The organism is Halogranum gelatinilyticum, from assembly GCF_900103715.1.
GTDB lineage: Archaea > Halobacteriota > Halobacteria > Halobacteriales > Haloferacaceae > Halogranum > Halogranum gelatinilyticum.
In genome coordinates, this window is the sequence record NZ_FNHL01000002.1 from 859,887 (window position 1) to 881,786 (window position 21,900).

General features: G+C 65.4%; 16 protein-coding genes and 1 pseudogene. 13 read left to right on the forward strand and 4 right to left on the reverse strand.

Annotation, left to right across the window (positions count from 1 at the left end):
• Window positions 1-227 precede the first annotated feature (227 nt).
• The gene (locus BLR57_RS10900) at window positions 228-1,316 is read left to right on the forward strand and encodes a DUF354 domain-containing protein (protein WP_089697538.1); all 1,089 of its coding nucleotides are present in this window, start codon (window positions 228-230) and stop codon (window positions 1,314-1,316) included.
• Between the two features lie 191 nt (window positions 1,317-1,507).
• Here BLR57_RS10900 and BLR57_RS10905 read toward each other — a convergent pair whose 3' ends face one another.
• Window positions 1,508-2,398, reverse strand: coding sequence for a polysaccharide deacetylase family protein (locus BLR57_RS10905; protein WP_211603216.1), 891 nt, complete (start codon window positions 2,396-2,398; stop codon window positions 1,508-1,510).
• Between the two features lie 346 nt (window positions 2,399-2,744).
• Between BLR57_RS10905 and BLR57_RS10910 the strand changes: the two genes are divergently transcribed.
• From BLR57_RS10910 to BLR57_RS10925, 4 genes and pseudogenes are all read left to right on the forward strand, one after another.
• Window positions 2,745-3,875, forward strand: a complete 1,131-nt coding sequence (locus BLR57_RS10910; RefSeq protein WP_089697539.1) for a DUF1616 domain-containing protein — start codon at window positions 2,745-2,747, stop codon at window positions 3,873-3,875.
• Between the two features lie 46 nt (window positions 3,876-3,921).
• The gene (locus tag BLR57_RS10915) at window positions 3,922-5,916 is read left to right on the forward strand and encodes a hypothetical protein (protein ID WP_089697540.1); all 1,995 of its coding nucleotides are present in this window, start codon (window positions 3,922-3,924) and stop codon (window positions 5,914-5,916) included.
• A 184-nt stretch (window positions 5,917-6,100) separates the two neighbouring features.
• Window positions 6,101-7,225, forward strand: coding sequence for a glycosyltransferase family 4 protein (locus BLR57_RS10920; RefSeq protein ID WP_089697541.1), 1,125 nt, complete (start codon window positions 6,101-6,103; stop codon window positions 7,223-7,225).
• Between the two features lie 447 nt (window positions 7,226-7,672).
• A pseudogene (locus tag BLR57_RS10925) lies at window positions 7,673-7,933 on the forward strand (IS5/IS1182 family transposase); the annotation flags it as partial.
• A gap of 37 nt (window positions 7,934-7,970) precedes the next feature.
• Here BLR57_RS10925 and BLR57_RS10930 read toward each other — a convergent pair.
• Window positions 7,971-8,162 carry a hypothetical protein gene (locus BLR57_RS10930; protein ID WP_089697542.1) on the reverse strand — a complete coding sequence of 64 codons (192 nt, stop codon included), beginning with the start codon at window positions 8,160-8,162 and terminating at the stop codon, window positions 7,971-7,973.
• A 152-nt stretch (window positions 8,163-8,314) separates the two neighbouring features.
• On the reverse strand, window positions 8,315-10,078 hold the full coding sequence (locus BLR57_RS10935; RefSeq protein ID WP_089697543.1) for an asparagine synthase-related protein: 1,764 nt from the start codon (window positions 10,076-10,078) through the stop codon (window positions 8,315-8,317).
• Window positions 10,079-10,244: 166 nt separating this feature from the next.
• Here BLR57_RS10935 and BLR57_RS10940 point away from each other — a divergent pair, with 166 nt between their 5' ends.
• Window positions 10,245-10,595, forward strand: a complete 351-nt coding sequence (locus BLR57_RS10940; RefSeq protein ID WP_089697544.1) for a DUF8070 family membrane protein — start codon at window positions 10,245-10,247, stop codon at window positions 10,593-10,595.
• Between the two features lie 395 nt (window positions 10,596-10,990).
• Here BLR57_RS10940 and BLR57_RS10950 read toward each other — a convergent pair whose 3' ends face one another.
• Window positions 10,991-11,902, reverse strand: a complete 912-nt coding sequence (locus tag BLR57_RS10950) for an alkaline phosphatase family protein (protein WP_089697546.1) — start codon at window positions 11,900-11,902, stop codon at window positions 10,991-10,993.
• A gap of 141 nt (window positions 11,903-12,043) precedes the next feature.
• On the opposite strand from BLR57_RS10950, the gene BLR57_RS10955 reads away from it, so the two are divergent.
• From BLR57_RS10955 to BLR57_RS10985, 7 genes are all read left to right on the forward strand, one after another.
• Complete coding sequence (locus BLR57_RS10955; protein ID WP_089697547.1) at window positions 12,044-13,441, forward strand: sulfatase; 1,398 nt, start codon at window positions 12,044-12,046, stop codon at window positions 13,439-13,441.
• 180 nt (window positions 13,442-13,621) lie between these two features.
• Window positions 13,622-15,253 carry a twin-arginine translocation signal domain-containing protein gene (locus BLR57_RS10960; RefSeq protein ID WP_170830612.1) on the forward strand — a complete coding sequence of 544 codons (1,632 nt, stop codon included), beginning with the start codon at window positions 13,622-13,624 and terminating at the stop codon, window positions 15,251-15,253.
• 124 nt (window positions 15,254-15,377) lie between these two features.
• Window positions 15,378-15,956 (forward strand): metal-dependent hydrolase, encoded by a 579-nt coding sequence (locus tag BLR57_RS10965; RefSeq protein ID WP_089697549.1) that lies wholly within the window; start codon window positions 15,378-15,380, stop codon window positions 15,954-15,956.
• Window positions 15,957-16,058: 102 nt separating this feature from the next.
• A complete protein-coding gene (locus tag BLR57_RS10970; protein ID WP_089697550.1) occupies window positions 16,059-17,210 on the forward strand; it encodes a Gfo/Idh/MocA family protein in 1,152 nt (383 codons plus the stop codon).
• Window positions 17,211-17,456: 246 nt separating this feature from the next.
• The gene (locus BLR57_RS10975; protein WP_089697551.1) at window positions 17,457-18,263 is read left to right on the forward strand and encodes a hypothetical protein; all 807 of its coding nucleotides are present in this window, start codon (window positions 17,457-17,459) and stop codon (window positions 18,261-18,263) included.
• On the forward strand, window positions 18,260-19,558 hold the full coding sequence (locus BLR57_RS10980; RefSeq protein ID WP_089697552.1) for a thiol-disulfide oxidoreductase DCC family protein: 1,299 nt from the start codon (window positions 18,260-18,262) through the stop codon (window positions 19,556-19,558). Before BLR57_RS10975 ends, BLR57_RS10980 begins: the two co-directional genes overlap by 4 nt.
• Before the next feature lie 359 nt (window positions 19,559-19,917).
• The gene (locus BLR57_RS10985) at window positions 19,918-21,552 is read left to right on the forward strand and encodes a SipW-dependent-type signal peptide-containing protein (RefSeq protein ID WP_089697553.1); all 1,635 of its coding nucleotides are present in this window, start codon (window positions 19,918-19,920) and stop codon (window positions 21,550-21,552) included.
• Window positions 21,553-21,900: the final 348 nt, after the last annotated feature.

Below are 21,900 nucleotides of genomic sequence, written 5' to 3' on the forward strand. Positions count from 1 at the left end.
CTCTCGGCGGGTTTCGGTCCCGGAAGCTTCGGACGGCAATGGCAGCCAGAGCGGGTCACGCTGCCGTACGCGGCCGTTCAGTGGCACCGACGAGTTCTGCTCCCTCGACCGCGTCGCCAGCGGGCTGGCCGTCGTCCGTGGTCGCCGAGACGCGCCGGTAGCACCGTCGGGAGACCCGGGTATCTGCTGCTTAACGAGGATGGTAGGGGACGTACTCGGCGACAGCCATGAGATACGTGTTCTTCACAAACACGCCCGCACACGTCCATCTGTACAAGCACGCGGTCCGCGCGCTCGAAGCCGAGGGCCACGACGTCCTCGTCCTCGGGCGGGACTACGGCTGCACCGAAGCACTGCTTGCGTACTACGACCTCCCGTACGAGATCTACGGCAAAGTAGAGACGACCAAGTATTCGCTGGCCCGCGAGTTGCCGAAACACTACGCGTCGATTCTGCGGAAGGTTCGCGCGTTCGACCCCGACCTCATCTTCGGGATGGGCGGCTATGCGGCGCACGCGGGCGCGCTCACCCGGACGCCCGTCGTCCTGATTCTCGACTCCGAACCCACCTCCCTCGACCATCTCGTCTCGCGGCCCTTCGCCGACCTCATCATGACGCCGTACACGTTCGGCAAAGACCTCGGCCCCAAACACTACCGCTTCGCCGGGTTCAAAGAGACCGCGTATCTCCACCCCGACGTGTTCGAACCGGCTCCCGACGTCCGCGAGCAGCTCGGCGTCGCGCCGGACGAACCGTTCGCGCTCGTCCGGTTCAACGCCTTCGGCTCCCACCACGACGTCGGCCACCGCGGGTTCAGCCCCGCCCAGCGCGTCGAGTTGATCGAACGGCTCGCCGAGCACGTCACGGTGTTCGTCACCGACGAGGGCGACGACCTCGACCTCACCGACCTCCCCGCCCGGCCGTACGACGTCCACCCCGCGCTCCTCCACGACGTCCTCGCGGAGGCGCGCGTGCTCGTCGCCGACACCCAGACGATGGTGACGGAGGCGGCACTCCTCGGAACTCCGGCGATCCGCTCGAACTCCTTCGTCGGCGACGACGACATGGGCAACTTCGTCGAACTCGAAAAGCGGGGACTCGTCCGGAACCTCCGGTCGTTCGACGACGTCCTGACGACCGCGGTCGCGTTCGCCAGCGACCCCGAGATAGAACGCGAATGGGCGGCCCGCCGAGACGAGTACGTGGGTGGGCTGATCAACCTCACCGACCTGATTACGGCCGTAGCGACGGATACGTACAGACGCGGACACGTCGAACGCCCAACCGACGAGTTCGCCCGACAGCTCGGCGTCTGAGCGACGACTCTCTTTCTCTCCTCATTCTCTCGGCTACTGTCCAGACCGTCGCCGATTCCCGCCCCGGTCCATCGCCGCTGCCCATCCGGACCGTCACCGCTTCCCAGCCCGGGCCATAACCACTGCCCGCCCAGACCGTCGCCGCTTCCCAGCCCGGGCTGTCACCGATTCCCGCCCGGACCGTCTCTGTGTTACTCCTGCCGTCCGAGCGGCAGCCGCTCGTGCTGGACCAGCCACTCGTAGAGTTCGCCGGGGGGACCGACCCAGCCGTCGCTCGCGAGCGCGTACTCGACGAGATGGCGGTAGAGCCGTCGGTAGCCGGGGAACTCTGCCTCGTTGAAGTAGCGTGGATGCCAGAGGACGGTCCCGACGGCCTCGTTGGCGGCCGCTTCGTCGACCAGTGCCTCGCAGGCCGCCGCGGCCGCCGAGAAGTCGGTTCCGGGGTCGGGGAACGCGACCTCCATCCCCGTCAGGGGGAAGACCACAAACTCGTCGTCGAAGGGGACGATCGGATCGTAGCCGTGGAGGAAGCCGACCGACGACCGGGAGCCGAGACTCGCGTCGTAGCGAAAGCCGAGGTCACGCTGGACACGCCACGTCGACGGCCCCAGCTTGAGATGGTGTTGCCGACAGCCAGCCACCTCGTGGCCCAGGAGCGACTCCAGCGTCGCCTTCTCTACTGCCAGCCGGTCGGGGTCGCTGTCGGTGTGAAACGAACCGTGGACGCCGATCTCCCAGCCGCCCTCGTCGAGCGTCCGGAGCACGCCGACCAGCTCGTCGTCGGTCACGTCGTACCGTCCGGCGTGTTCGACGAGGTTCTCGACGGACGCCCACTCGCCCGGCGGCCGCGTGGCGAACAGACTCGGCTCGTTCAGGACGTAGAACGCCGAGCGGACGCCGAGATCAGCCTCCAGCTCCGCGATTGACTCGAACTGCCAGTAGGGGTTCGCCCCCGGCAGGAGCGCGCGCAGATGGGACGGCGACCGCTCACTGAGCGCGAAAGCCAGGCTCTGATACGTCTTGTACGGCCGGTCGACGTCGTGAGTCAGACAGAGCGCGAACGGCGCGTCGGCTGGGAGCATACTCAGCCGCCTCCAAGCGACGGCTGCGGACCCCGCTGGGCGACCGCTTCGCCCGGTGCTCTCCGGACCGCGGCGCGTCTCGCCCCGGCCGGACGGGACGCTACGAAGGGATACATACGAATATCGACGGCCGACGCGCACGTAGCTATAGCCAGCCTAAACGCCCGGAGGAACGCTGGTGCGAGCCGCTCCGCGGCCAGCACCGCCCGGAGTCCATACCCCGCGCGGAACCGGTGGGAAGCCGGAGACGTCGCCCCGTCGCGTCGGCTACTCGCCCGCTCGTCGCCGGCCCTGTGGTTACACGGCTTATAACAATACTGAACGGTCGCGCACTTCCAGAGGATTGATGACCACACATCCACCGAGCCGCCGGGTCGACGACGTCGTCGACATCGTCTGGCCGGTCCTCGTGCTTTCGGGCCTCCTCGCCGCAGCGACGATGCTCGCTGGAGGGTCGGCGGCGCGGCTCTTACTCACCCTGCTCGCCGTCCTCCTGTTTCCGGGCTACGTACTGTCGTTGTTCGTGTTCCCGCTAGCGAAGACGCCCGGAGACGACCCCACTGAACGCGTCGGCGACGGGAGCGGGCTTGGTCTGGCAGCTCTCGGGACGACCGAGCGGTGGGCCGTCGCACTCGGGTTCAGTATCTGTCTGATGCCGCTCTACGGCCTGCTCATCACGCTCGCCGAACTCCCGTTCGCGCTGCGTTCGGTGATGGGGGTCGTCGTGGGCGTCGTGACGGTGCTCACGGTACTCGCGCTCGTCAGGCGGCTGCGGCTCCGAGTGGACGCGCCCGTCTTGCTCCCTGGCAGGCCGACGCCGCTTGCGTCGCTGCGCGCGGCGACCGCCTCCCGGTCGACGGGGCGGGTGGTCTCCAACGCCGTAATCGTCGTGACGCTGTTGGCCGCCGTCTCGGCACTGGCCGTCGGTATCACACTCCCACCCGCGGGATCGCAGTACACGACGGCGTCGCTGTTGACAGTCGGAGAGAACGGGTCGTTGGTCGCTGCGGGCTACCCGCACGACCTCGCACCCGAGGAGACCGCCGAACTCGTGTTGGTGCTCTCCAACAACGAAGGGACCGCGACCGACTACACGGTCGTCGTCCAGTCACAGCGGGTCGCACTCGACGGGACGGTCACGGAGACGCGGTATCTCGACGAGTTCTCGACCCAGCTACGGAACGGAGAGACCTGGGAGCGTCCACACGAGGTCGCACCGCTGCTCGACGGCGACCGCGTCCGGCTCGCCTACCTGGTCTACCGTGGGTCGCCACCGGCCGACCCGACGGTAGAGAACGCGTACCGGAGCCTGACGCTGTGGGTCCGCGAACCGATGCCGGGTGCGACGTCGGAGACTGAGGCGGCGGCTGTCGTCGCCGTCGACGTCCAGCACGACGTGGCGGGCGGGTTCGACGCCGCCCGCGTCGAGACGGGATGGACGAGTGCGACGACCCTACCGCCGGTCGTCGTCCGATAGCCGATGCGTAACCAAGCGACTAGCGGTACTACCTGAGGAAAGACAGATGTTACAGACGATTACGACGGCGATGAAGCGACAGACGGGACGGTACTCGTTCCAGACGGGGCTGTCCCTGCAGACCCTGAACACGGTCGCGTTGGTGCTCGGCAACCTCGTGTTCATCGTGGGGATCTACGCGGCTCGGTCGGTGCCCGCAAGCGGATACGAGGTCGACATCTACCGGGCGACGCCGCTGCTCTTCTGGGGCAGCGTCGCGTTCGCGCTCGTCGCCGCGCTCTGGGTGCTGACGCATCCCTCCGACCGGCTCTCGTGGGCCGCCGCGCTCACGCTCGCAGCCGTCGCCGGACTCTCGATACCGGCGGTGCCGCTCCTGCGCGGCTACTTCTTCTACGGGCTGACCGACGCGCTCCACCATCTCGGCTGGGCACGCGAGCTGCTGGCAGGGGCGACGACGTTCTTCGGCGACCTCTATCCGGCAACACACGTCTTCTCGGCGGTCATCGCGGTCCTCAGCGGGGCGTCTATCGAGCGGAGTATGCTCCTCGTCGTCCTGCTTCTGATCTCGGGATACGTCGTCTTCACGACGCTCGTAGTCCGTGAGATACTGCCGGGGCGAACCGCGACGGTCGTCGCGGTTTTCGTCGGCCTGCTGTTTCTCCCCATCAACCACGTCGCGTTCGGCCCGCACTTCCACACGTACTCTCTCGCGACGTTCTTCTTCCCGTTCCTGCTGTATCTCGTGGTCAAACACGTGACGGCGACGCGGCCGGACCCGACGCTCCCCGGCCGTCTCTCGGCGACGGACCTCGGCTTCCTCTTCGCCGGGGCGACGATCGTCGTCCTCCATCCACAGGTGGCTGCCAACGTCGTCGTCCTGCTCGGGACGTTCGCCGTCGTCCAGTTCGTCGCCCGGTGGCGCGCTCCCGACAGCCGGTTCGGCCGGTCGAAGCCCGTCTACGGCCAGTTCGTCTTCCTCTCGGCCGTCTTCCTGGCGTGGAACGTCCAGTACGACGCGCTGTTCGGGCTCTCGACGTCACTCGCCGACTCGCTTGTCGGCGTCGCCACCGGGACGGGACAGGAGAGTCCACAGCTCATCGCCGACCGTGCAGCGTCGGCGGAGGGTGCCGGGACGAGCGTGACCGCACTGTTCGGGAAGATCTTCCTCCTCAAGCTGGTGTTCGTCGCCATCGCGGGCACCGTCGTGGCGAGAGACGTCGTCGGCTACCTGAAGAGCCGCGGGCGTGCGACAGCCGCCCGGTCTGACGGTGGTGACGGCAGTGCACTCGGCGACCGCCTCGCACTCGAAGCTGGCCGGTCGCCCGAAGTTGGCCGTTCACTCGGCGTCGACATCGTCGTCGGTCTCCTCACGGTCTCCGGGCTGGCACTCGCGGTGTTCTTCGCCGCCCACTATCTCGGGGGCGTCCAGGGCTACTTCTTCCGTCACGTCGGGTTCGGGATGGTCCTCGTCTCGTTCCTGGCCGTGGTCGGAATCGTCCGGTTTATCGAGGCGAGCAGGCACACCAGTCCGACCCGGCGGAGAGCCCTCCGGTCGACCGCCTTCGCGCTGACCGTCGCCGTCCTCGTCGTCTCGATGGCTGCGTTCTTCGCCTCGCCGTACATCTCGCTGCCCAGCAACCACGTCTCCGAACAGCAGTACGCTGGCCACGCGACGACGTTCGAATACGGCGTGGACAACGCCGCCTACGCCGCCCTCCGGACCGGGCCGGAACGGTACTACGACGCCCGCGGTGCCAACCTCGACAACCGACTCAGCTGGGGTATCGGTCCAGAAGACATGGGAGCGTCGCTCCGAGACGTCCGCGACCACGACTATCCACAGGAGGACTTCTACTATCTGTTCATGACGGAGACCGACCGGCAGAAGGAGCTTGTCGCCTACAACGGGCTTCGGTTCTCCGCCGATGACTTCGAGACGGTCTCCCACCAAGAGGGCGTCAGCCGCGTCGTCACCAACGGCGAGGTCGACGCCTATCAGGTGCTGTACTCGACCGTCGAGGACGACGGTCCCGGCGAGTAGTCGTAGTAGTCACCGTCTTACAAGCTGCTAGACAGCCTGCGAACGGCCGACTCGTGGCCGATTCGTCGCTGACTCGTGGCCGGTTCGTCGCCGACCTATCGCCGACTCCTCGCTGACTCCGTGGCCGAACGCAACGGTTACGCATACAATTACTTTGCCGTCTCTGAGTCTGTACAGAGATACGATGGAAAAGCTCCGTGTCCTCGTCGTCGGCCCGGCAAAGCGGCAGTCGGGCGGCATCGCACGCTACATCTCCGAGCAACGCCGACAGCTGGCAGGACACGTCACCGTGGACCTCTTCGACACCGACACTGGGCCGGTCGACGGTCCGCTCGACCTCCTCCGCGGCGGTCTCACCGCCCTCTCGGGATGGGCGCAGTTCACCCGCTGCCGACGGCCGGACGTCGTTCACGTCCACAGCTCTCACTACCGCTCGTTCTATCTCTCGTCGTTCTACGTGCTCTACGCGGCCCACGTCTGGAAGCGGCCGGTGATCCTCCACGTCCACGGCTCGTCGTTCGACGAGTTCGTCCGCGACGCCTCGGGCCCCGTCGCCGCGTTCCAGTCGCTCGTCTTCGACGCCGCCGACACCGTCGTCGTCCTCTCCGACTACTGGAAGGACATCCTCGCGGCCCGCGTCGACGAGCACAAGCTGGCCGTGCTCCCGAACGCGGTCGTCCACGACGAGTACGACCCCGTCGAGACGTTCTCAGCCACCGACGACTCGTCGGTCCCGCACGTCGCGTTCGTCTCCAACCACGTCGAGCGGAAGGGCATCAGGGAGACGGTCGAGGCGGTCGCGGCCCTCTACGACCGCGGCTTCGAGTTCCGGACGACCATCGCTGGCGCGGGACCGCTCTCGGCACACGCGGAGGAACTCGCGGCGCGCTACGAGGACGTGGAGTACGTTGGCTTCGTCTCGGAGGCCGACAAACGGCGACTCCTCTGTGAGAGTTCGATCTACGTCCTCCCGACGTACGCCGAGGGACTCCCCATCGCGATTCTCGAAGCGATGGCCGGAGGGAACGCCATCGTCTCGACGACCGTGGGGAGCATCCCGACCATCGTCGACGACGAGAACGGCGTGCTCGTCCCACCGGGTGACGCCGACGCGCTCACCGACGGACTCGCACGGCTGCTCACGGACGCCGAGGCGACCCGGCAGATGGGCCGCACGAGTCGGCGGCGGGTCGTCGCCGACTACTCGTGGGACGGGATGACGGACGAACTCGTCGCGCTCTACGAGCGTCTCGCGGCCGTCGCTCCCCCCGATGTCCGCCCGGAGTCCGACCCGGTGGCGAACGACTGAGAAGGCTCTGTTGAAATCATTCGAAAGTGACACATTCTGACCAGGTGTGGTCAGTACGGGGGAAGAGCCAAGAAAAAGCGGCTTGTTACACCCCACATGAACCAGAGGCGAATCGGGGATATCCTTCTCGGGGTGACGATGGTCTTGATAGGTATTGCCCCGCTGGGACTCGCCCTAACAGGACGGGGAAACCTGATTGTAGGCTACGGATTCGATGGTATCTCGGGTACTCTCACTACAGTACTTGTCGTGGTTTTCATAGTCTGTGGATCCGTTTTAGCCGTAGCAGGAGCCAACGTCGTCAAAAATGGCCGCTCCGAGTCAGAGCGTTCTTCACTTTACTAAGTGGAGAGTCCTTTTGTGACCCCACTAAGATGGCTCTGTTGAAATTCTTAGGAAGTTACAGGTTCGCCCGGTAGTCTAACCGGATGGAAGCCCTCCCGAAGTCGCGGTTACTCCGATTCGTTGAGATTAGCTCACGAGGAAGATGTTCGTCCGGTTATCAGGCATCGAGAGTTCTCGTCACTTCACAGGGCGTGGAACGCTCGGCTGGACGCGGACCTCTACGGGCAACGTAGTCAGAACGAGACGGCGAACTCTCGCCTCAAACCGAAATATGGCGCGTTCGTCCGCTCAAGACTCTGGTGGAAGCAGTTCCGTGAACTCACTGTCGGCTGTCTCGCTCACAACATCAACAAGACACTCTGAAGGTTAAATGGAGAGTAGCTACACATCGAGCCTGTCTCTACTCCCCCGTGTCCTTCCAGATAATAAGGGCGATCCCGAGAAACATAATACCCAATCCGAATAGCTGTAGCCAGCTCAGATTGATGCCCGTTGAATAGCTGGTCGCAGGAAGTACATAGCTTGCGAGAACGGCTATTCCAATACCCAAGAGAACTACCAGACCTTCGGGATAACGGAACGAGAGATTCATACTTCGGAATCGATGGATTGAGTCTTAACTACTTCGTCGGAGACATCTTTGCTCACCTGTCTAAGGCTGTTTCAGCGGGACAGATGTCGATACAACAGGATTTCAACAGGGCAAAAAACAGTACTCGATGCCGATGCGTCACCGAAGCCGGACTAGTCGTCGAGGACCTGCTGCATGAACAGCTCGACCGTCGTGACCTGTGCGAGGAAGCCGAGCCGGTCCGCCTTCTTGGCCATGTGTTCGGCTCTGAGCGTCGTGAGCGCGTCGGCGTCGAACACGTCGCGGCTGGCGGCCGACCGGAGCACGTCGTCGAGATACCCCTGGAACGCGTCGTTCTCGCGGTACCAGTTGCCGATGTCGCTCGAAGACAGCCCCCGCTGGACGACGTTCTTCGCGACGAAGCCGACGCCGTGGGCGAGGTAGGGAGACGACGTCGGGAGCTGCGTGCCCTCGTACGGGATGTGCGAGAGCCGCCCGTCGCGGTCGAGTGCCCGCATCAGCTTCAGCTTCATCGGCGACGGCACGTGCGGAATCGGCATCCGTCGGTGCAAGAACGGCTCCGTCCGGTACTCGACCGGGAGCTGGCCCGCGAGTTCGAGCAGGCGGTTGTTCGGCAGCTGCTCGCGGGTCCCGACGCGGGCGCGGGCGATCTTGTTCGAGAGGAAATGCTTCCGCGGGGTGTAGTTGGCGTGGGTGATGCCGAGGATCTGCGCGTCGCGGCCGGTGAAGGGACTCGCGCGCACCTCGTCGATGAACGTGTCCTTCGGCTCGATATTGCTCGCCAGCACGTCCGTCACTAGCTTTCCGTCCCAGAGCGCGTGCATATCGTACAGCACGTCGCCGGGATACGCGGTCCCGCCGAGTCGCGTCGACCAGACGTGTTCCCCGCAGAGGATGGCCGACCCGGAGCCTTCGCACATGACGCCGACGTCAGTCGGGTCGACGTCGAAGACGGCCGAGAGGTTCACCATCGTGTTCCAGCCGACCAGCCCGTCGCTGATGTCGACGAGTTCGCCGATCCGGTCGGCGACGACGTCGGGCGTGTGCGAGAAGACCTTGTGCTCGACGCCCAGTGCCTCGGAGACCTCGCTCGCGATGTCGACGTCGGTGCGGAACGGGCCGAAGTCAGACCCCAGCGGGCGGTTGTACGTGTACGTCTTGAACGGTTTTCCGGCGGTGTGCAACGAGGCGGCGAGCATCCGGCTGTCGAGTCCTCCCGAGAGCCAGAGCCCGGTCGGTCCCTCAATGCTCCGTGCGATGTCGCCGACGGCGTCGTCGTACGCGTTCGCGAAGTCACCGACGAAGTCGAGACCGCGGTACGTGCCGAACGGGAACGACCAGTAGCGTCGTTCCTCCCAGTGGCCGTCCTGATACAGGACGTAACAGCCCGGCCGGAGCGACTTGACCTCGCGAACGAGCGTCTTGTCGCCCCAGACGTGCGCCATCAGCAGCATATCGGAGACGGCCTGTTCGTCGAGCGTCGGGTTATCGACTGCCCGGACGACCGCCGAGAGTTCCGACCCGAAGGTAAAGGGGTCGTCGGCGGTGTAGTACATCGGTCTCGTGGCGGTCTTGTCGGTCGCGATGACGATGCGTCCCGAGGCGGTGTCGATACAGGCCATCGAGAAAGGACCGTTCAGTTGGGGGAGCACGTCGTCCGGCGTGTCGAGAATCCGGCGGACGAGCTCGGGCGTGAAGTCGATATCCTTGTTGGAGACGACACCGTAGACGACGCCAGCGACCGACCCGTCGTCGACGATGGTGTGGCCCGTGGGATCCCGCTCACCGTGGTGAATGATCCCAAACGGAACGTCGGTCGACAACCGCTCGTCGACGTGGAACGTCCGTTGATACGTCCCATTAGAGAGAACACTTGCATCAGGCGCGTCTTCGCTTCCGCCAAACAGCCCCGGCATACACCTCTCTAGTCTTACTCGGGGGATTGTTATATACGAGCTACTGCCGGCCGGGTCTCCATACCGGCTCGGTACCAGCTCGGACGCCCGCCGTCTGCGGCGGTGCTCTCGTGTTCCGACGACTCCCCCCAAGACTCATACGACACTGACACGTCAGTGGATTTTGATGAATCTCCGTGCAGTGCTGGCCGCCGTGGCTGTGTACACCGGACTCGCTGGCGCGGTCACTGTTGCGAGTGTTTACTATGCGACCCACTCCGGGCTGTTTCTCTTGGTCACGGGAGCCGTCGGCTTACTTCTCGTAGTGCTTGGTGCCGCCGACAGTAGCGCGGTGTCCACGACGAACCCCGCCGGAGGTATGGGCGAGGTAAGCACCGAGGAGATGGGTCTCCAAGACCTCCCCGTCGGCCCAACCCTGGGGACGCAGAACACGTATCTCGTCCTCGTCTCGTACGGAGTCGGCCTGTTTCTCTGGTCCGGCGTGGCCGTCGCGTTCTTCAGATCGGGCCTACACTGAGGCCAAACAAAGCTGTCGCCGCCGACCCCGGCACCGACGGGACCGACGAACCGTTCAAGACGACGTGTGGCGAATCCCTCGACGTCATGGAACCCACGGGACGCTATGGACTGGTCGCCTGCGGAATCGGACTGGGCGGGGTTTTGTTCTTGCTCTACCGAGGGACGCCACTGCTCTCTCTCCAGAACGTCAGTCGTTTCAGCTACTATCCCGCAGCGTTGGCATACGTCTTTTTCCTCGTCGTCTTCGCGGGTGGACTCGTGCTGGTCCGTCTGCAGCGTGAAGCTACTCGGGGGGCGGTCTCGGGAAGGACGAACGGAGAAAAGTAGGCACAAGCGATAGTAGACACAAGCGATAGAGACAAGCGACAGGAGAGAACAGTACCGCGCTCGACGTCAGCCGACGTAGCCGAGCTGTTCGAGCCGTTCGGTGACGACGCTGTCGTCGACGGTGTCGCGTTCGAACGTCGGCTCGTCGGCGACGATGCGTTTGCGCTTCCCGTTCGTGTACTCGTGCCAGGGCACCCGGGTCAACGACTCGTTGTAGACGCCCGGCGGGTGGCCGTAGCCGGGGACCGGGATGGGGAAGCCGCGTTCGCCCAGCATCTGTCCGTGGTCCGACGTGACGACGGTCTTCCCCCGCAGGTCGGAGAGGAGTTCCTCGACGTGTGGGAGCACGACGTCGAGGTTCTCGCGGTAGGCGGTCCGGACGAGTTCCGGGTCGGTCGTCAGCGTGCCGGTCGTCAGATCCATCCACTGGAAGTTGAGCCGGTCGCCAGCGAAGTGTTCGCGGCCGGTCGGGCCGAGGAACGGATAATGCGGCTGGAGATAGTGGACCAAGAGCCGTTTGTCGGGATACCGCGCTGCCGCCTGGCGGGCGGCCTCGGTGACGGTCTCGGGGAGGACGGTCCGGTACGTCTCGTCCCAGCCCGCCTCCTTCCAGATGTCGACGACGGCGTGGAACTCGACGTCGACGGTATCGCGGTTCCGGTAGAGCATCGGGCTGGCCGAGACGTAGACGGTGTCGTGGAGCGTCTGGCCGTGGAAGTTCGCTCGAATCCACTCGCTTGTCGCCGAGCCGCGGGACGTCCGACTCGTGAGCGTTCCGGGGAGCGTCGAGTGCTCCGCGAACGTGTCGTACCGGCAGGCGTCGAGAATCAGGAGGTTGTCCCAGTCGGCCGCAAAGAGGTCGATGCCGTCGGTGTTGTGGGGGCGAGTGCCGAGCCGACGGTAGTAGAGCCGATTCAGCTCCCACCAGAGCCGTCGCGGCTCCGCCACGGCTTTCTTCAGTTGAGAACGCGAGTACATGGGTACCGTGAGTACCGATTGGGGGGCTATTGTTATTCCGCGCTTACCCGCCTGTGAGGGCCTGCGACGGCTGCTCGGGCCGTGGCAGCGACGGAGTAGCCGACGCGTACTTAATCGGCTCCCGGGAGTCCTCTCAGTGTAATGCATACCCGCGACATCGTTTGGATTACGCTCGAGAGCGTCAGGCGCGACCACACGTCACTCTCGGCACACCGTCGCGACACGACGCCGTTCCTCCGACGCCTCGCCGACGACGGCGGCACCTGGTTCCCGAACTGCGTCTCGCACGCTCTGTGGACGAGACCATCGAGTGCCTCGATTCTGACGGGACGGGCCGCCTCCGACCACCGCGTCTGGTCGTACGACGCCGCGCTCTCAGAGGAGATCACGACGATTCCCGAACAGCTCCGCGAGCGTGGCTACCGAACCGCCGCCGTCTCACCCATCGCACAGGTGAGTCCCGCGACCGGGCTGGACAAGGGCTTCGACGACTTCCACTATCTCGGCAAGAAGCAGCTCCTCGGTGAGGCTGGCCCGCTCACGATGCTCCGGTATCTCGCGAACATCGACGAGCACTCCGCCGGCTTCACGAGAAACTCCGCGAAACACAGCCGCGGCTTCTTCACGCAGTCGGTCGCCACCCGTCACATCGACCGGGCGGCGACGGAGCGCGACCCGCTCTTTCTCTACATCCACCTCGGCGACACGCACCACGCGTACTACCCGCCCAAACAGTGGCAGTCGACGTTCGCCGACGACCTCGATCTCCCCATCGAGGACGCACTCGCCGTCGTGCTCGATATGTCCGACCGGCTCCACGAGCATATCGCGCAGGGGCTCCCGTTCGACGAATCGGAGTGGAACGCCATCGAAGTGCTGTACGACACCTGTTTGGCGTACGTCGACTCGATTCTCGGCGGCATCGTCGAACGGGCACAGGAGAAACTCGACGACCCGCTGATCGTTGTCACCGCCGACCACGGCGAGTTCTTCGGCGAGCGCGGGCTCCTGGCGCACATGCTCGTGCCCCATCCGGCCGTCACGGACGTCCCGCTCGTCGTCTCCGGACTCGACGTCCCCGCGGGAACCGAAGACGGGATGATTCAGCCCGCGGACGTGATGGCGATGCTCTCGGCGGAGTGTGGGCTGGACCTCGACGTCCCGGTCGGCCAGGACATCCGTGACACCCCGCGGGAGTTCGCGGTGACACAACGCGGGGCCGCCCGCGCACAGAACAACCTCGCGAAGCTCCGCGAGTACGTCCCCGAGTTCGACGTCGCCCGCTATCCCGCGGGAGAGGTAAACAGCCTCCGGACGCTGGACTACCGCTACCAGCGGAGCGACGACGGTGCGGTACTGTTCGAGCACGGTGACGAGCTGACCTCCGTGGCCGACAGCCAGCCGGACGTCGTCGCGTCGCTGGACGCTGCCCTCGACGAGTGGCTCGACGTGTACGGCCGTCCCAGCGGTGCCGACGACCGCACGGCGACGTTCTCCGACGATATGCACGCACAGCTCCGTGACCTCGGCTACCTGTGAGCGTCTGAGTCGTCGCAGTCTGAGCCGTCGCATCGACGTTGCGATGAACACCGCGCTGCCGGGACCGTACTAGCTGTCAGTGACGCCAGCAGCGTGTCGGCGGGCCGATAGGTAGGCGTCGCTACGGGGTGTAATTCTGAGCATAACTAATCCCCTCTCCCGTCTATACTCACGCACATGATGAGGCGCCGGGATTTCATTCGCGCGAGCGCGGCGGTCGGCACAGCCGCCGCTCTCGCCGGATGCTCCTCACTCCTTGACGGTGCCGACGCCCGTGGCAGCCCGGGCAGCCCCTCTTCTCACGACCCTCCAAAACCGACTCCGGACGACGACAGGACGAGACCGGTCCCCGGAGAGCCAGCGGTCGTCCGCGGCATCACGTTCGACACGGTCTTGGACGCCGTCGACGACCTCGGGATGGACCCGACCGGCGGGACGGCCATCGACGAGGCGTTGGACGCCGCCCACGGCGACGGCGTGCTTATCGTCTTCCCGCCGGGTGACTATCTCGCGACCGACGAACATCTGTACGACACGCCGACCCGCCGGTTCGGACTGCTCGGTCTCGGCGAGTCACACCGCGACGTGCAGTTCGTCTTCCCCGAGGGCAACGCGGGCGCGCCCAACCCCAACAACTTCCGGTTCCTCTCGTTTCTGGCCGGGTCGGACGTCGTCATCGAGAACCTGACGTTCCAGATGACCGACGACATGGTGACGGGCGTCGAGACGGTGTTCACGCTCGAGGACGGCTTCTGGATGGTCGACGTCGAGTTCGCGGGCTTCATGCCGAAAGAGGAGTTCGCTCCGGCCAACAACGTCATCGCCCACATCACCGACGTCGACGGGGTCGGTGTCATCAGACGCTTCACCAGTACGGGCGGCGGCGTCGTCGACAGATATCCACAGCGCGGCACCCCAATCGGCGTGTTCAGAGGCCACCGTGGCGAGCTCAGAATCGAGGACGCACACATAGAAGAGAGCGGGTCGCACTCCATCTACGCCTCTCGGCCGCAGGGCTGTGTCCGGGTCGAAGGCGGTCTCTTCCGGAACAACGACAACACGAACCTCCGCATCTCCGGCGGCGGTCATCCGACGAAACGGTCGTGGATCAAGGGCGCGCGGATCGAGGTCGACGTCGACAACGCGACGAAACTCCCCCCGGGAGAGCACTACCAGGGCATCCGCGGCATCTGGGTCGAGGCGGGCGGGTCACACAGTCCGGGCTACAGCGGACTCCTCATCGAGGACGTCGACGCGGTCGTCCGCTCGAACGGACAGGCGAACGAGCTGCCGCTGTTACTCATCGATACGACCCACGGGTCGGTGACGGTCCGCAACTGCCGTTTCCGCAGCTTCGTCGAGAACGTCGAACCGATCGACGCACGGGCACCCGACCCGAGCATCGTCACTGGACCGAAAGAGGTCATCATCGAGGACACAGAAATCGTGACGACCGCGACGCGGGTGCTCGACGAGGGGGCGGCACTGAGCATCACCAACCGCCCCGGCTCGCGCGTCTCGGGGACGACCATCAGGCTCCACGACGGCTGGGTGGACGGTATCAGCGTCGAGGGCTGCGACCAGTTCGCCGCCCACGACTCGGAGATCACGAGCACCGCCCGCGGCCGCTCGTCGGTCGCCGGGAGCGTCGGAGGCAACGCCTTCGGCTGGAACAAGGGAGTCGTCATCCGGAACTCGCTCGACTGTGACCTCCGCCGGCTGGTCATCGGCGTCCCCGGCGCGCCGACCGAGTTCGAGGAGTCACAGGTGCGGACGGAGCAGATATCGCTGTCGCGCCGGGTCGACTTGTGATGGCGACCGAGCAGCCGAACCAGCCGACAACCACTAACGCTCCGGCGACCCATCCTACCGATAGATGACGTGTCCCCGTCTGTCCCGCCGTGTCGTTCGAAGCGGTCAGCGAGCGTGGTCCTGAATGTGGCCGTGGGAGCATCTCGCCGTCGGCTATATCCTCGTCAGCCTCCTCGCCCGCGTGTTCGACTGGACGCTCGACGACGTCGCCGTGCTCGCCCTCGCAGTGGGGACGCAGTTCCCCGACCTCGTCGACAAGCCGCTCGCGTGGACGTTCGCGGCACTGCCCTCGGGGACGTCGCTCGCACACTCGGTGTTCGTCGCCGTCCCGGTTGCACTGGCGGTCTGGTTCACGCTCGCCCGACTGTCTCACGGCGTCGTCGGCGTCAGCTTCGCGGTCGGCTATCTCGCACATCTCCCCGCAGACATCCTGTACGGCCCGCTCACCCGCGGTGGCGCGGTCTCGGTCGACCCGCTGCTCTGGCCGCTCGTCGAGCAGACCGTGTCGAACGGGGGTGGGCTGCTGGCGACCGTCGCCTACTACGTCGCCGCGTATCAGGAGTTTCTCACCACCCCGCGCGTGGTCGGCTATCTCGTCTTCGAGCTGTTACTGCTCGGTGTCGCGCTGTGGCTGTGGGTCGCCGACGGCACGCCCGGTCTCGGGCCGTTCCGCCGACGTCCCGATCCGGAGCGCGAGCACTGACCGGCCGCCCGCGCGCGTCGTCCACTGACGGCCGCTTCGCGGAGCGACGGGCGATTATCCGGTCACTACCTTTGAGACACGCCGTCCATAGAATCCAGCAAGATGGTCTATCACGTCGCAATCATCGGCACGGGTGCGAACCCCGACAATCCGAGTTCGACCGGCTACGCGATGGCGTACCGACACGCCGAGGCGTACCAGCGGCTCGACTCGTGTAAACTCGTCGCGTGTGCCGACATCGTCCCGGAAAACGCCAGACAGTTCGCGGCCACGTTCGACATTCCCGAGGAGCACGTCTACGAGGACTACGAGCGGCTGCTCCGCGAGGTCGAACCCGACATCGTCAGCGTCTGCGTCCCGCCCGCCGTCCACGCGCCAATCGTAATCGGCTGTGCGGAGAGCGGTATCCCCGCCGCCATCCACTGCGAGAAGCCGATGGCGATGACGTGGGGCGAGGCGCGGCGGATGGCCGCGGTCGCCGAAGCCAACGGCGTCCAGCTGACGTTCAACCACCAGCGTCGCTTCGCTGGCCCGTTCCGGGTGGCGAAACGGCTCCTCGACGAGGGGCGTATCGGCACGCTCGAACGCGTCGAAATCGGCGGCGAGAACCTCTACGACTACGGGACGCATCTGTTCGACCTCGCGGGCTACATGACCGACCAGACGCCCGTCGAGTGGGTGCTCGCGCAGATCGACTACCGGACCGAGAACGTCCTGTTCGGCGCGCACAACGAGAACCAGGCGGTCGCCCACTGGCACTACGAGAACAGCGTCGACGGGCTCGCCTCGACCGGTGACGGCAGTATGCTGAACTGTCAGTTCCGGCTCGTCGGCAGCGACGGCATCATCGAAGTCGGCCACGAGGACGGGCCGCCGCTGCGGCTGTTGGCAGCCGATACGAACGGCTGGAAAGCGGTCGACACCGGTGGCGAGACCGTCCACGGCCCGACTCCCGCGCGGACGACGCGGCTCGCGCGGTCGGTGGCGCGACGCCTCCCCGTCGTCTCCCCGGAGTGGTTCGGGACCGACGCGCCGACGTACATCGACCGGGCCATCGCAGACGTCGTCGACGCGCTGGCGACCTCCCGAACGTCGGAGTTGGACGTCAGGAACGCGCTGCAGGCGACGGAACTCATCTTCGCCTGCTGGGAGTCCGCCAACAAGCGACAGCGTGTCGACCTCCCGCTGGAAATCGAGACCAACCCACTGGCGGAGCTGGTGGCGTCCGGTGAACTCCCCGTCTCGGCCGACTGACCGCCGCTCGCGACGGTTTCTCTTTTCTCTCCGGGGGGTAGTAAGCCACTAACCGACTGCAGTCACCCATCAGCCCGATGATAACTATGTGGCTCCCTCCGCACCTAGTACGGCATGAGAACGAGCGGCAGGCGTCACGGACGGCCGTGTGAGTCGAAGCGAGAGAATCGGGTCCGAGGACGCACCGGTATCGGTCGACAGCGACGGGGAGAGCGGTCCACGGGCGACCGTGAGGAGCGCTGAGCCGTGTCGCTCGTCGCTCCCTCGCAGTTGCTCTCACTCCTCGAACCGGTGTTGTCCGTCATCGTCCCGGCGTTCGTCGTCGGCTTCTTTCTGGTCTCGCTGGTCGCAATCGCGCTGAACAGCAACCGGACGGTGCGAAACGTCTACATCGCGGGCTTCTTCGCGCTGTTGCTCGTGGTCAACCTGGCCGCGCCGGTGACGCCAGCACCGCTCGTCAAGTGGCACAAGTTCTCGGAGGTCCGCGACACCGAGCAGACGGAGTACGTCTTCCGCGTCGTCGACGCCGACGGCGCGGAGTTGGGCTACGACGACGACGCGACCCTCGAGATGGGCAGCGTCGCACTCACGTCCATCCAGTTGCGGATGCGTACCGAGTTCACTCCCGAAAAGAACGTCGAGGTCGCCCAGTGGATGTTAGACCGGGCGGCTGTCCACCGTGCCGACGTGGAGGCGAACTCCTGGACCCGGTATCTCGCCTTCCCGAGACACGGGCTGTCGAACAGCTGGACGCCCGCGACACTCGAGGACTACGGCGAGTTCACCACGCTCCGGCTCTACCGGGTCGACTTCACGATGTCCGAAGACGGCAGCGAGGTGACGTCGTACAGCGAGACGCTCGTCTACGAGTACGACGAGACTCGCGGCGTCGTCGTCGACAACACCGGAGCGCGCGAGAGCCGACTCGACGCGGCTCCTGTCCCGCGTGTCGGCACTGACGTCGCCGCGCGTGTCGGCACGGCCGTCGCCGCGCGCGTCGCCACGGCCCCTGTCGCATCCGCCCTCGGAATCCACGGAGGTGTCGCAGCGTGATCGCCGCCCGACTGCGGTCGCTCCTCTCGGCGTGCGTCAACTACGTCGCCGACCCGAAGCGGAATTCGCCGGTCAACCTCGCGGCCGCCCGGTTCGTGCTCGCGACGTACGTCGTCTGGAAGACCGTCTGGGTCGACTGGGGCGTCTTCATGGAGGTCCCCTTCATCGTGTTCGACGAGTACGCCTTCCTCGTCCCGTACGGCTTCCCGCAGCTGCTCGTCGTCGAGAAGTATCTCCTGCTCGTCACCGTCGTGCTCTTCGCGGTCGGCTACCGTATCCGGGCGACCGGCTTCATCTCGGGGCTTCTCTTGGGCCATCTCGGGCTGCTCCTGTTCGCGATGAACGGCTCGGGCGTGACGACTGCCATGTTCATCGCGGTCTACTTCTTGTTCTTCTTCGCGCTGTTCGCCTCGCAGGACGAGCTCTCGGCCGACGGCGTCCGGCGGACGGGCACGCGGTCGCTGGGGTCGTTGGTCTCGCGGCTCAAGTCGTCGAGCACGCCTGTGTACCGGATGGACGCGCTGAAGTACAGCCTGCTCGCCCTCGGGATCATCTACTTCGGCTCGGCGTTCGACAAGCTGTTTCCCGACCTCCAGCAGTTCCAGCCCGAGTGGGTCATGCCGTACAACCTGGCCCGCATCGTCACCATCTTCCACTCGACGCGCGACCAGCTGTTCCCCGTCGCCCAGGAGGTCGTGAACTATCCGGCGTTGCTCTTCGTCATGTCGGCGACGGTGCTCGTGCTCGAGGCCGGGCTGCTCGTCGCGATACTGGCAAAGCGACCCGTGACGCCATTTCTCGTCGGTCTCGCCGGGTTCAAGTTCTCCTCTATCGTCCTCCTCGGCATCTTCTTCGGCGACGCCATCCTCTTCTTCGCGATGTTCGTCGCGTGGGACACCGCCTACCGGGCACTCGTCCGGAGCCGCCAGCTGGACGTGGTGTTCGACGAGCAGTGTTACTTCTGCGCGCGGAGTCTGTATCCGATCAAACTCCTCGACATCGGCGACACCATCACGTTCTACTCGCAGTCGGACCTCCCGGCGACGTATCTGGACCGGCCGGGTGTCGACTACACGACCGCGATGTACGTCTTCGACGCCGACGGAACGCCGTACCGTGGCTACTGGGCGTTCCGCGAACTGCTCCGGCAGTTCCGCGTCTTCGACCCGGTCGTCTGGGCCATGGGGACGCGGCCGGTCGCGGCGGTCGGCGAGCGCGTCTACGAGTACGTCGCCGCCAACCGGAGCCGCCACTTCGTCTGCAGCGTCGACCTCGACACCGAGACCGAACTGTGAGCTGACGGCCGGAAGCAACAGTGAGAGGTCGTTTCTCGCCCCCGGTACTGACCGCGTGAGCGGTGGTCGTGGCTGTCCGGAGTGCGTTATGTCAACCGGCTAAGCGACCGCTGCTCGCACAGGTCACGATACGGCAAAACCGAACGACTGGAGCCGAATCGTAGGCTGTCGTTACCGGCTGCAACAGGGGCAAGCGGTGTTCTAAGACGGCCATAGGCGGTCGGCCGGTCGCGCTTACCTATCCCCCACGCTGTCGGTGTAGAGGATGTCCTCTGTTCGGAAAGACAGGTCACACTCGGCCGTCCTGCGAGGCAGACTCGCGGGCGCGGCCGTGACCACCGAGTCGAGGTATTCAAACCATGAGTAACGACAAATCGTTCCGCATCTCCCGCCGTAGCGTCCTCGCAGGTCTCGGCACCATCGGTGTCGCATCCGCGGGCGCAGGTCTCGGGACGACCGCCTTCTTCAGCGACACAGAATCGGTCGAAGCCAGCATCGAAGCTGGCCGACTCGACCTCCTCGTCGACTTCCGTGCGACGTACAAGACCTGGCTCGGCGAGGCCAGCACGGACCTCATCGTCGACGGTCCCGTCTATCCCGTCCCGGGCGACGAGATGACCTACGTCGTCGGCCAGGCACCCGACTGGCGCGACAGCGAGGGCAACGTCCTCACCGGCGCGGCGTGGGCCGCCGCGACCAGCGCGATCGACGCCTGCCAGTACGAGAACACGACCGACATCCGGAGTGAACTCGACCAGGACCAGTACGTCGACGGCACCCCGGACGACGACAGCGACTCGTTCTACACGGGCTACGTCGACGGCGACGAGGGCCTCATGTTCTCGCTCAACGACGTGAAGCCGAAGGACGAGGGCGAGGCGACAATCAGCCTCCACCTCTGTGACAACCCCGGCTACATCGGCGTGACCGCGAACGTCCTCGAAAACAGCGAAAACGGCATCGTCGAACCGGAAGACAGCGCGGGCGACGTGAGCAGCGACGACGGCGAACTCGCCAACTACATCTACGTTCGCGTGTGGATGGACGACGACTGCTCGAACACCCTCAACGGCGAGGAGACGGCCCTCTACCAGGGCTCGCTCGCCGGACTGGTCGAAGCGGTCAACGAGTCCGCATCGTCCCAGACGCCCGTCGACGGGCTCCAGCTCATGGGTGCCGGAAACAACGGCTGTTTCGCCCCCGGCGTCCACTGTGTCGCCTTCGACTGGTACTTCATCTGCGAGCCGGAGGACTTCGATCTCCCCTCGGACGCCATCGCGCAAGGCACCATCGGCGACGAACTCGACGCAGCAGGCATCCCCCGCGACGTCAACGTCGCCCAGACCGACCGCCTGTCGTTCGAACTCGGCTTCAACGCGGTCCAGTGCCGCCACAACACCCCGCCCGCCTTCCGCCACGTCGTCGGTGAGGGCTTCGGCAAGAACGACGCCGGCGCGGACGGTCTCGTCGAACCCGTCGCGCTCGAAGGCAAGATCCGGAAGGGCCAGTCGCCCCAGAAGGGGACGTTCGCCTACACGCTCCAGAACAACGTGACCAACGTCTCTAACCCCCTGAACGGCACGAACGTCCCGAACGGGACGAGCCAGTCGTTCACGCTGAGCTACGACGGTACCACGGCGAACCTGAGCGTCGACGACGTCGACGACACGGTCGACATCGACGTGGCCTCCGACATCACCGACGCGGTCGGTGTGACGGTCCGCGGTCGCGGCACCGTCTCCAATGCCGTCGTCGAGAACCTGCGCCTGCAGGTCCCCTCCAGCGGCATCGACACCACGGTCCCGACACTCAGCGCGTTCGACAACGCGAGCTACCCGGCAGACAACGAGCCGGAACGCTACTGCGCGTTCCTCGACGTCGACGGGCTCGACCAGGGCTTCACCCTCACGGGCGATGCGACCCTGACGTGGGACGCGAACAGCTCGCAGGAACAGCCCGCAGTGTACTTCTTCGCCGGCGCGACCGGGGCATAAGCCCCTCGCGAGCGAGGACCCCCTTCGGCATCTCGGCGTCCCGCAACCCCGCTTTCGGCGTCCCACACCCGACCGGGTGAGTCGCTACCGACGGCAGCCTGCTGTCGTCCGTCCGTAACTGTTCGGCCGATTTCCCGCTTTTGTCACCCGCTCGTGACTGTTCAGCCGATTTCCCGCATTCGTTACCCGCTTGCCGACACCTAAACGACGTATTCACACGATTCCAATCACTAGTATGTGATTGTTTGTATTTTTGGACAGTTACCAACCATACGTTGTTCTAGGTAAGATTTTAGTACCTACTCCCAAATCGCGGAATGTGGGAGCAACAGCGACCGGGAGTGCCTG